At 36.2% G+C, this 11,224-nt stretch carries 11 protein-coding genes; 9 read left to right on the top strand and 2 right to left on the bottom strand.

Annotated elements, in window-relative coordinates; translation table 11 throughout:
• Positions 1 to 214 precede the first annotated feature (214 nt).
• The 6 genes from ACH0CI_RS24395 to ACH0CI_RS24370 all read left to right on the top strand — a co-directional run bounded on the left by ACH0CI_RS24395 (position 215) and on the right by ACH0CI_RS24370 (position 6,668).
• Positions 215 to 820 carry a hypothetical protein gene (locus ACH0CI_RS24395; RefSeq protein ID WP_028412728.1) on the top strand — a complete coding sequence of 202 codons (606 nt, stop codon included), beginning with the start codon at positions 215 to 217 and terminating at the stop codon, positions 818 to 820.
• 584 nt (positions 821 to 1,404) lie between these two features.
• The gene (locus ACH0CI_RS24390; protein ID WP_406902389.1) at positions 1,405 to 1,902 is read left to right on the top strand and encodes a GNAT family N-acetyltransferase; all 498 of its coding nucleotides are present in this window, start codon (positions 1,405 to 1,407) and stop codon (positions 1,900 to 1,902) included.
• Positions 1,903 to 2,150: 248 nt separating this feature from the next.
• Entirely contained in the window at positions 2,151 to 3,923 is a 1,773-nt protein-coding gene (locus ACH0CI_RS24385) for an extracellular catalytic domain type 1 short-chain-length polyhydroxyalkanoate depolymerase (RefSeq protein WP_098113527.1), read from the top strand.
• 280 nt (positions 3,924 to 4,203) lie between these two features.
• A complete protein-coding gene (locus tag ACH0CI_RS24380; protein ID WP_406902388.1) occupies positions 4,204 to 5,352 on the top strand; it encodes a 3D domain-containing protein in 1,149 nt (382 codons plus the stop codon).
• Positions 5,353 to 5,560: 208 nt separating this feature from the next.
• A complete protein-coding gene (locus tag ACH0CI_RS24375) occupies positions 5,561 to 6,322 on the top strand; it encodes a M15 family metallopeptidase (RefSeq protein ID WP_406902387.1) in 762 nt (253 codons plus the stop codon).
• Positions 6,323 to 6,551: 229 nt separating this feature from the next.
• Complete coding sequence (locus ACH0CI_RS24370; RefSeq protein WP_155010634.1) at positions 6,552 to 6,668, top strand: YjcZ family sporulation protein; 117 nt, start codon at positions 6,552 to 6,554, stop codon at positions 6,666 to 6,668.
• A 53-nt stretch (positions 6,669 to 6,721) separates the two neighbouring features.
• Here ACH0CI_RS24370 and ACH0CI_RS24365 read toward each other — a convergent pair whose 3' ends face one another.
• Together ACH0CI_RS24365 and ACH0CI_RS24360 are read right to left on the bottom strand one after the other, a co-directional pair.
• Complete coding sequence (locus ACH0CI_RS24365; protein WP_033580693.1) at positions 6,722 to 7,258, bottom strand: SH3 domain-containing protein; 537 nt, start codon at positions 7,256 to 7,258, stop codon at positions 6,722 to 6,724.
• A gap of 161 nt (positions 7,259 to 7,419) precedes the next feature.
• Positions 7,420 to 7,593, bottom strand: coding sequence for a hypothetical protein (locus ACH0CI_RS24360; RefSeq protein WP_165573906.1), 174 nt, complete (start codon positions 7,591 to 7,593; stop codon positions 7,420 to 7,422).
• Positions 7,594 to 7,740: 147 nt separating this feature from the next.
• Between ACH0CI_RS24360 and ACH0CI_RS24355 the strand changes: the two genes are divergently transcribed.
• The 3 genes from ACH0CI_RS24355 to ACH0CI_RS24345 all read left to right on the top strand — a co-directional run bounded on the left by ACH0CI_RS24355 (position 7,741) and on the right by ACH0CI_RS24345 (position 11,166).
• The gene (locus ACH0CI_RS24355; protein ID WP_034268110.1) at positions 7,741 to 8,571 is read left to right on the top strand and encodes a GNAT family N-acetyltransferase; all 831 of its coding nucleotides are present in this window, start codon (positions 7,741 to 7,743) and stop codon (positions 8,569 to 8,571) included.
• 477 nt (positions 8,572 to 9,048) lie between these two features.
• Entirely contained in the window at positions 9,049 to 10,500 is a 1,452-nt protein-coding gene (gene cls / locus ACH0CI_RS24350; RefSeq protein WP_335707916.1) for a cardiolipin synthase, read from the top strand.
• Positions 10,501 to 10,674: 174 nt separating this feature from the next.
• Entirely contained in the window at positions 10,675 to 11,166 is a 492-nt protein-coding gene (locus tag ACH0CI_RS24345) for a YflT domain-containing protein (RefSeq protein WP_406902386.1), read from the top strand.
• The last annotated feature ends 58 nt before the right edge of the window (positions 11,167 to 11,224 follow it).

Below are 11,224 nucleotides of genomic sequence, written 5' to 3'. Positions count from 1 at the left end.
GCGGGGTGGAGCAGTTCGGTAGCTCGTCGGGCTCATAACCCGAAGGTCGCAGGTTCAAATCCTGTCCCCGCAACCAAATTATCTTTTATACATACTTGAATATATTATTACTATCCTTAGGCATAGCCTAAGGATTTTTTGTTTGGCTATATTTATAAACACTTGTTTAGGTTATGATATAAGATAGTGATGCAGATTAATCAGGAGGTTTTTTATGTTACAAAGTAATATTCAAACTTATATTGAAAAAGAAATGAACGTTCAAGGTCAATCTTTATCTCTATATCAAGAAGAAAAGGAATATGCGTTGCAAAAAGAGTTGGTGCCGCAAAACCTGATGATAGAAGAAAAAGAGGCATCTTCACGTTTTAAAGATTCTTATATCGAAAGAGTAGATAAAGAAACGGACGAGCTAATCGCAGAAGAATCTCCTCTTTCGTTTTTAGATACTCCTCTTTCTTACTTGAAAGAACACAGAAGTGAATTTCTATATGTAGAATCAAAATGGTTTGAATTTATTAAGCTTGATGGATGTTCTTTTGAAGTGGATGATGTGTTTGGCACATATAAAGTATTAACGGGGTTACATATGCAAAAAAAATTCGGTTCTGTACTAAAACAATTTTTTGCTAAAGAGCTTAATGAAAGCCCAACAAGCGTCCAGCTTTTATTTAATGATAAAGATGGATTATGGGATGTGAATATTGAGTTAGATGCTATAAAAGAGTTTGATGAAAAAATGTCAATAGGTGAAGCTCTTGTTCTTACATATCGCTTTTTCTTTCATCTAGTGGAGTATGTAGAGAACGAAAAAGCTTAAAAATGATGATTACTTTTACTATAAAGATGCTGGGACAAAAGCAGTTTAGTTAACGTTGAACACGAACTATCTATCAAAAATAGATAGTTCGTGTTTTTTAATGGTCATGGTGAACGTAGGTTTCAGTAGGAGGTGCTTCTAGCTGTTGGTTGGAGGGCAAGGCTCCATCGCCCGCTCGCGGAAAGCGAAGCCTTGCACGTAAAGCAACAGCGGCGGAACAAGCATCCCAGGTTATTTATCCGGGTTGTTCGTCTTTAGATTGCATTCATTTCGTTATGGCCCAATCTCTTTTTTGATAGGTGATACATAATGTATGCTAAGTGAAGCTGGAAATATATTTACATCTCTATGTTTTTATGGAATGATAAAGAGTATCTTTACATATATGACTGATATGGGTGAAGAACAACTATCAGGAATCTTTCTAGTTTTTTGAGAAAGCAGCCTGCATATTAGCTGTTAATAGGACTCCGAGCAAGAAAGCTTCCGTAGGATGAAGTATAATATATACATACAGGAACTATTTTTAACTCCATAAAAAATGTCTGCTGACGTATGGGATTATAAATAAAGAGGGGATGTTCATGTTATTAAGAAAAATAAAGTCTGAAGAATTGGCAGAAGTCTATCAAATGGGATATGCGGCATGGCCTAAAGGCAGGACGTACAAAGAGTATGTTAGAGATAATCAAAAAGAAGAAACATATGGAATTCGGTATGTATATGTAAATGAAGAGAATCAAATTATTGGTTCATTTATTTTGCTTCTTTTACAAACTCCTCGATTAAAGTTTGCTTTGCATGGTATTGGGTCCGTTGTTGTTCATCAGCTTTATCAACGAATGGGGTATGGCCGAGATATGCTTGAAGACTTTTTTAAAAAGATGAAGATAGAGAAGCGCAGCGCTATTTTTATGCTTTATAGCGATATTCTTCCTGAATATTATCATCAGTTTGGGTTTAAGGAGCTCCCTGCTCATTTACAGCGTTATCCTCAATCCATTGCTATGGTAAATTGCAGCGAGTCACAATATGAATACTTAAGTAAGCAATCCATAGAAGACATACCGGCCTATTTTTAAAAGGTATGTCTTTTTTATAGTATTTATCGACACAATCGTTTACAATTTTATGTAAGCGTTTTCTTTATTTGGAGATGAATGTTTTTATTTGTCCTCATAACTGTAGGCAAATCGTGCAGTCAATATAAATTTTATTACATAAAACCTTGCTATCATCTTACTAGTAACTCTTATTCATTTCCATACCATACCGATATGTACGTTTGCTGCTAAGTATAACCATATCAATATAAGGAGGAAGCAGGAAGATGAAACGATTATTTATAGCAGGGATGATTTTTATGCTTTTTTTATCTTTAGGTGCTGTATCTTCTTCAGCCGCAGGAAGTTTTACCTCTAAAACATATAACGGAAGAACATACAAACTGTACGTACCTAGCAGTTATCAGGGAGGTGCTGCCTTACCTCTAGTAGTTATGCTACATGGCTGTACTCAAGACCCTGATCAATTTGCAGCAGGAACACAAATGAATGCACTGGCAGAAACAGAGAAGTTCTTTGTCCTCTATCCAGAACAGCCCTCTTCTGCTAATTCAAATAAGTGTTGGAACTGGTTTGATACTGCTCATCAATCAAGGGGAAGCGGTGAACCAGCGTTAATTGCTGGAATGGTTAATCAAATAAAAAGCAGTTATTCAATAGATGCCGACCAAGTCTTTGTTGGAGGGCTATCTGCTGGTGCAGCTATGAGTGTTATTATGGGAGCTACTTATCCAGACATATTTGCGGCTATCAGCGTTGGGGCGGGCTTAGAATATAAAGCAGCCACTAGTGTAACAGGTGCTTATACAGCAATGAGCAGTGGAGGTCCTAATCCTATCCAACAAGGAGATTTAGCCTATTCAGCCATGGGAGAGCATAAGCGAGTGGTTCCGGTTATTTTGTTTCATGGGACAGCTGACTACACTGTTGCCCCTATAAATGCGCATCAAATACTATCGCAATGGGCTCAAACAAATGATAGAGCGTCTGATGGACTGGATAATAACAATATTGATGATACGGCAGATCAAACTTTACCAGGTACAGTATCTGGTGGAAGAAGCTATACGCAATATATTTACAAAGATACAGCAGGAAAAACAGTAATGGAAAAGTACATGATAGAAGGAATGGGACATGCTTGGTCAGGGGGAAGTACATCCGGTTCTTATACAGATCCTAAAGGGCCAAATGCAACTAAATTAAGTTGGAACTTTTTTAAAAATCATCCGAAGAATGGTGACGCTCCTAATCCAGGAGATATATCCCCGCCGGTTACAGCTGCTTCACCAGCGGGAGGAACGTATGGAAGTTCTGTTTCTGTCACATTATCACCCAATGAACCTGCCACCACTTACTATACATTAGATGGAAGTACACCAACTGTTAATTCTCTAAAGTATTCTGAGCCTATTAGCATCAACTCTAGCAAAACAATAAAATTTTTTAGTGTAGACGCTGCGGGTAATCAAGAGGGAGTAAAGACGGAAGTTTATCAAATTTCTGGAACTTCAGAGAAATCCTCAGTATTTTCTTCGCTTGCTGCTGAAGATGGATTTATCGGAAATTTATCAGCTGACGGTATGAGTAGTTCTATTCATAAAATTGGGGATAAGGGAATGTACAATACCGACACATACCGAACCATTTTATCTTTTGATACAAGCTCTTTACCTGATGATGCAAGTATTACGGATGTATCTTTGAAAATTTATCGCAAATCTTCAACTGGTAATATTTCATCTTTGAAAGGCGATATTAAAAGCGGTGTATTTGGAACTAGCAGTGCTTTAGAACAAATAGATTACCAGGCCTCACCATCTATTTCAGCGGCCTTCCAAATGTCAGTGCCTTCACTCGATAATGGATATACAACTATTCAACTTCCTTCCTCACTTTTGGGATATATGAATAGGAACGGCAAAACTCAGTTTCGCTTGTCAAGCTCAGGTTCAGCGGACTTTTTAAGTGACGTAGTTGAAATTTATGGGGGCGACAATCCTGCATATGCTCCAACTTTAACTGTTTCATATAAGTAAAAAAACCTTCTAAAAGCAGTTAGCTTTTAGAAGGTTTTTTTTTGCTGATAAGTTACTTTTATCACCGAATACAACTCCAACTTTTTATAGAGTTTTCTTCAAATTTTGACATGATTTTGATGAAATTTAATCATTATTCAAAAATGAATTGTCAGAAATATTACAAGAAAATGTTTAAAATTAATTAAATCCGTAATAAAAGTAAAATATTCCTGTAATGGAAGTGAAATGAACAGGTGGTATCATTCAGTCATTGAGTAAATAAGGAGGTATTCGGAAAATGAAGAAATTTGTATTTACTCTAGGGACAACGGCAATTCTTTCAGCAGGATTTGTAGGTGCAGCATCTGCCTCTACAAGCGGAACGTATGAAGTACAAAAAGGTGACACTTTATGGAAAATCGCTCAAAATCATAATGTGAGCGTAGACGAGCTAAAAGATGCTAATAACTTAACATCAACACTAATTTATCCAAATCAGACACTAAACTTATCTAGCATAAAAGAAATCGTACATACTGTAAAACGTGGTGACACTTTGTGGTCAATCGGTCAACATTATGGCGTAACAGTAGAAGAAATTAAAGAATGGAACGGTTTAACATCAGACTTAGTTTTCCCTGGAGAACAATTTAAAATTAAAGCGGCACAAGCAGCTCAATCTCAAACAGCTAGTGCGCCAGTAGCAAAGGCAGCTCCACAAGTGCAGCAGTCTCAAACGGCACAAGCTCAGCAAGAACAGGCAGCCCAAGAACAAACACAAAAAGAACAAGAGCAAGCTCAAGTAGCAGCACAAGAACAAGCACAAAAAGAACAAGAGCAAGCTCAAGTAGCAGCACAAGAGCAAGCACAAAAAGAACAAGAGCAAGCTCAAGTAGCAGCACAAGAACAAGCACAAAAAGAACAAGAGCAAGCTCAAGCAGCAGCACAAGCACAGGCAGCACAAGAGCAAGCACAAAAAGAACAAGAGCAAGCTCAAGCAGCAGCACAAGCACAGGCAGCCCAAGAGCAGGCACAAAAAGAACAAGAGCAAGCTCAAGCAGCAGCCCAAGAGCAGGCACAAAAAGAACAAGCAGCTCAACAGCAACAACAACAAGCTCAGCAACAACAGCAACAGCAGTCTCAACAGCAAGCTAGCGGCAAGTCTATGACTGTTGAAGCAACAGCTTATACAGCTAACTGTGCTGGATGCAGTGGTACGACAGCTACTGGAGTAAATTTAAAATCAAATCCAAATCAACGAGTAATTGCGGTTGATCCTAGCGTTATTCCATTAGGTTCAAAAGTATACGTTGAAGGTTATGGTCAAGCTGTAGCGGCAGATACGGGTGGCGCAATTAAAGGAAATCGAATTGACGTATTCGTTTCTTCAGATAGTGCTGCACAAGACTGGGGCAGAAGATCAGTTAAAATTACAGTTATCGACTAATACTAGTATTATAGAATAGAAGTAAGAAGAGATGTCTTTTAGAAGACATCTCTTTTTTTATGCTTAAAATAAACGTTTGAAAAAAATAGGTCGGGGCATACTGAAATTTATAGTAGGAATTAGTTTGTTATATTAGTAATTATTTCTTAATTTATATACAATGTTTGAGTGTCTTAAAAAGCTTAAATTATGTCAGGAGTATAGAAATATGAAATTTTATAAAAAAATAGCATTACTAATAGTGCTGGGTGTGATCGCAGGATTCTCGTATCTAGGCTATCAGGGATTATTTCGGCACGACGATCATTTGAACACGTCTGATCATAATCCTTTATCTTCTTCTGAACAGAAGCAAAATAGCATAGAAGTTGTTGGGAACCCAGAATCCATTGCCGTGCTAGTAAATAAACAAAATCTTCTTCCTGATCACTATGAACCCGCTGACCTTGTATACCCGGACGTTCGGTTTATATTTAAAGAAAAAATTGAAAAGCGACAAATGCGTACAGAAGCAGCAAAAGCGTTAGAAAGAATGTTTTCAGCTGCTGAACGAGAAGGGATTTACCTAGCCGGTGTTTCCGCTTATCGTTCTCAAATTCGCCAGGAATCTCTTTATCAAGCGTACATAAAGCAAGATGGAGAAGCGGCAGCCAGTCATTATAGCGCCCATCCAGGCAGCAGTGAGCATCAGACTGGTTTAAGTATAGATGTATCAAGCAGCACAGGTAAGTGTGCGGCTCAAGATTGTTTTAAAGATACTCCTGAAGCCAAATGGATTGAAAGAAATTCATATAAATATGGATACATTGTTCGCTATCCAGAGGGAAAGCAGCAGATTACAGGTTATAAATATGAGCCGTGGCATATACGATTTGTCGGAAAAGAACTTGCCTCTAAAGTGTATAAAAAAGGAATTACGTTAGAAGAATATTATAATGACTACATGCAAGTTGATAATCCAGTTCAATAAAAAAGAAGAGTTATATAAACTCTTCTTTTTTTGTATTGCTGGAATATACCCTTACTTTAAAAGTTGGAACGAGGGAAAGATGTAGAGATGAACCACGGGATGCTATATCCTATGCCTTACTAGTAAAAGAGTTAACGCTTATAAATTATAATGAATTTTGTGATAAAGAATACTCATGTTCGTTTTCATTTCCCTTCACATATTCTACAAAAAAGGGAGGTGAAAGAAAATGAGTTTTTACGGAGGTTATGGATACGGAGCAGGTCACGGAAGTAGCTTTGCGTTAATCGTTGTGCTATTTATTTTACTAATTATCATCGGTGCTTCATGGGCAGGGCACTATTAATAAGGTGTCCATAAATAAACTCCCTTGAAATAATTCAAGGGAGTTATCTATTTTTATCTATAACTAGGTAACTGTAAGTACGAAGTGCTTACATATCCTTTAAAGCCGTTGTATTCTACAAAAGCCCAATCAAATGAAAGCTTGTTATCTTTTGAGTAGCCCCAAGCTAAGAAGCTGACGCTTTTTCCTTTAGGAACAGTTGTTACAACTTTGTTGCTTGTGCTAGGCCCTGTGCGTAAATTAAGGTTAGCAGCTGTATGAACAGTAGTAGGGACTTTCATTAAATAGGAAGTACTGATATATCCGGTGCCGCCAATTATTTTAATGGCAGCCCAGTCTGCATTTACAAACTTGACTACTTCAATTTGATCTTTTTTTCTTAATGTATCAAGAATCTTTCCCTGAGTGCTAGGTTTTGAACGTATATTGAGTACGTTTGCTGTCACTTCATATACGCTGAACGGTGCGTTTATTTTTTCTGCTGCACTTGCTGTTTGCTCGTGAGTGAATGGCAGTGTTCCAGATAGAGATGAAAAAGTAAAGCCAGCTGCTAATGCAAAAACCGATATAGATTTTGTAATTGTCTTCATGCGAATATCCAACTCCTTAGTGAAATAGGTTATATCTTTTTCTATAACACTAAGAATAAAGAATACTTGTTTCTAAATTGTTACCAACATGCATCCTAGTTGTAAATTTACGAAAGGTCTGTAAAAAGGTTTATTTCACAGACCTTTTAATAGCGCTATTGTTACTCACCCTCGCGATCTTCCGTTGATTTATGAAAAGAAAAATATACAAAAATTGATAATACTGTCCCATAAATGCTCCACAAAGCTAAAGCAAAAATAAATTCTTTCTGCAGGCAATAAATAATGGTTAAAGCAACTAGTGCAATAAAACTTATTAAAATGGTCTTTTTCATAAGCACCCCGCCTATTTAGTTTAATTACTCTATACGCTTTTTGATCGTGCTTTACCCTATAATTATTCGGTCATTGCGCTAAAGATGAAAGGAAAAAGTTAAACAAAGCCGAACTTATAATAAAAAGAGAGATGCAGGAGGATACGTATGTTAAAACAACATGTACTAGAAGATATACAAAAGCTACAGTCTATTTGCCAACAAGAAGAAAAAATAGAGCTGAAGCTGAATTTTGACATGTTACGAAGTCGAAAACAAAATGAAGTTAACGATTTTTTTTATTATGAAAATAATCAGCTTGTTGGATTTATTGGTCTTTATGGGTTTGGGAATACAGTAGAAATATGCGGAATGGTCGATCCTAGCTATCGCCGAAAAAAGATTTTTTCAAAGCTGTTTTCTCAAGCTTTACATATGTGTAAGAAGCGTGAGTATACAGAGATTTTATTAAATGCTCCTGGCGATTCGATTTCAGGCAGGGAGTTCTTAAAGAAGATTCCATGTTCATTTACTTTTTCAGAATATCAAATGAAGTGGGTGAAAAAAGAATTAGAAGATGATAATCCCTTTGTTACACTTCGCTCTTCCCTATTAGATACCGATATGAAAATGGAAATGCAAGTTGATATGGAATGCTTTGGTATGTCTTTAACAGAAGCAGCTGCTTATTATGAGCAAATGAAAACGGAAGAACAGCAAAATCATTTTATCGTAGAGTACAATAGTCAAGCGGTTGGAAAGTTAAGGGTATCTTATGATAAAAGCGAAGCATGGATTTATGGATTTGGTATTTTACCTTCCTATCAAAAATTAGGAATAGGAAAGGCTGCTTTAAAACAAGTCGTTTTACAGCAGCATCAGCTAGGGTATGATGTATTTCTTGAGGTTGAAGCAAAAAACAAACGCGCTTTGCAACTTTACGAAACATGCGGCTTCGATTCATATCACGTGCAGGATTATTACGTATACAGCTTGTAGATAAAAAACACGGAAATCTTAGATTTTCGTGTTTTTTATTCACATATTAGATGATATGTGCTTTTTTGAGTAAATAATGAGAAAGTAGAGAGAAAGTGATATGCCCGTTGATAAAAACAGGGAAGGCCATACAAATAAGATCGGAGCACTGCAAGCAAGGATACACGTAAGAATACCTCCAATAAATGCTTTTCTAAATAATTGATAAGCCGTATATCCTAGGCTAATACTGACAAATACATTGATGAGGCTAAGAAAAATAAACGAAAAAAACAAATTATCTCCCCCCTTGTTTTTAATACACAATAAAAAGAAATATTTCACATGTTTAGTGTAGCAAAAAAGAAAAAACAATAAAATTTGGATCCTAAAGATGAAAAAGGAAGCCATCTGTGTTATGTATAGTAAAGTGAATGAGAACGTTAAAAAAGGGAATGAGTTAATAAAGCGATATAATAGAAAGAAAGGAGTAAAAGGATGGAATTTGCCCATATCTTTACACTAAGTGTATCTGTTGTAACAGCTATTAATATTTTATTAGCCGGTATTCTTATTTTCATTGAACGAAGAGATATAGGATCTACATGGGCGTGGCTTCTTATTTTATTTTTTATACCGATTGTCGGCTTTATTGTATATCTATTCTTTGGAAGACAGCTAAAACAGAAGAACTTTTATAAATTATCATCTGATGAGCGGGAATATTTAAGGTCTTCAGTAGATGAACAATTGAAAGAACTTAAAGCTACCCATGAATATCGAAATGATTTATTGATTCAACATAATAAACTGCTGTTCACTAATTTAAATTCTTCTAAGTCACTTGTGCGCATCGACAACGAAATTGATATCTTCAGTGACGGTAATCAAAAATTTGAGGCATTGTTTGAGGATATTCGAAATGCTAAAAAAGAAATTAATATTCAATATTATATTATTCAACGAGATAATCTTGGGAAAAAATTAAGAGATGAGCTAACAAAAAAAGCAAAAGAAGGCATAAAGGTTCGCGTTCTTTATGATGAAGTAGGATCTAGAAAAATGACGCCATCATTCTTTAAGGAGCTTATTTCATATGGCGGCGAAGCACAGGCATTTTTCCCTTCAATTCTTCGCTTAATTAATTTTCGGATTAACAATCGAAATCATCGAAAGCTTTGTATTATCGATGGTGAAGTAGCATACATAGGAGGATTTAACGTAGGAGATGAATATTTAGGGTTAGATCCAAAAATGGGTTATTGGAGAGACACTCATTTTCGCATTAAAGGAGAGTCAGTGAACGATATTCAAGGGCGATTCATTTTAGATTGGCATCAAGCAACAAAGCAGCCAATTGAACTGGAACAATTTTTGCATCGTACAGAAACTCATTCTGGAACAGTTCCTGTACAAATTGTAGCAAGCGGTCCCAATTCGACTACCCAGCACCTGAAAAACATGTATATCTCATTGATTATGTCGGCCAAAGAAAGTGTATACCTTCAAACGCCTTACTTTATTCCTGACGCAAGCTTTATGGATGCTTGTAAAATTGCTTTATTATCTGGAGTAGAGATTCATATTATGATTCCAAACAAACCTGATCATCCTTTTGTTTATTGGGCTACGTGGTCTCATGTAGGGGAACTGCTGGCATACGGTGCGAATATTTATCTCTATGAAAAAGGCTTTTTGCATGCTAAAACGATTGTAGTAGATAATGAAGTGTCTTCTGTAGGAACGACGAATATCGATCCGCGAAGTTTCAGCCTTAATTTTGAAGTGAATGCAGTTGTATATGACCAGCCTATTTCCAAAAAGTTGCAGAACCTGTTTCTTGAAGATGTGCAATGCAGTTCAAAATTAACGTTTGAACGATATAAAGAGCGCTCTCTTCTTATAAAATTTAAAGAAGCGGTATCTCGCTTACTGTCACCAATTTTATAATAAAAATCATTGATATCATGAAACAGACTTGAATTTTTAGATTCAGGTCTGTTGTTTTATTGGTATCTCCTTGTAAGGAGAGCTAGAGATAAAGTTAAAAAGTTTTACCAAAAAATCCAAGGGTATTAATACTATAACAAGCTAAAAAATGATAATACCTAGGAGGAATAGAAAATGACAAAAAATGTAGTAGGTACGTATGATTCAGAAGAGGCCGTTATTACAGCGATTCGAAATTTAAAAACACAGGGATATCCGGACAGTGCACTTTCTGTTTTGACAAACAGTGGTCCGCATCATGAAAATACAGAAGTGATTGAGCGTTCTGCAGGAATCGATGTGCAAACAGTTGATACAGATCAACACTCAAAGCACCATCAATCCTTTATGGAGAAAATAAAAAATGCTTTTACTTCGTCTGAAGAAAAAATGGATCAAGATGTTAATCGAATCGAAAATCAATTAACCGAATATGGTGTACCTGCTGCGGAAGCTTTCTCGTATGTATCTGATCTTAAAAACGGAAAAGTTTTGCTGATGGTAGACGCAGTTGAGCATGATAAACACAATTCAGCTCTAGGACAAACCGTGACACCTGCTAAAAAATCAGCTGACCCAATGAATGAAAAAATGTTATACGGCAATCACGAAAATAAAATAAGGTAATGTTGAAGGAAATAAATAAGATAATAAAAGACTGCGTTCTTAAATAAAAGCTAGTTAA

This window comes from Priestia sp. 179-F W1.4 NHS (assembly GCF_045369295.1).
GTDB lineage: Bacteria > Bacillota > Bacilli > Bacillales > Bacillaceae_H > Priestia > Priestia zanthoxyli.
This window is presented reverse-complemented; position numbering and strand designations above follow the sequence as displayed.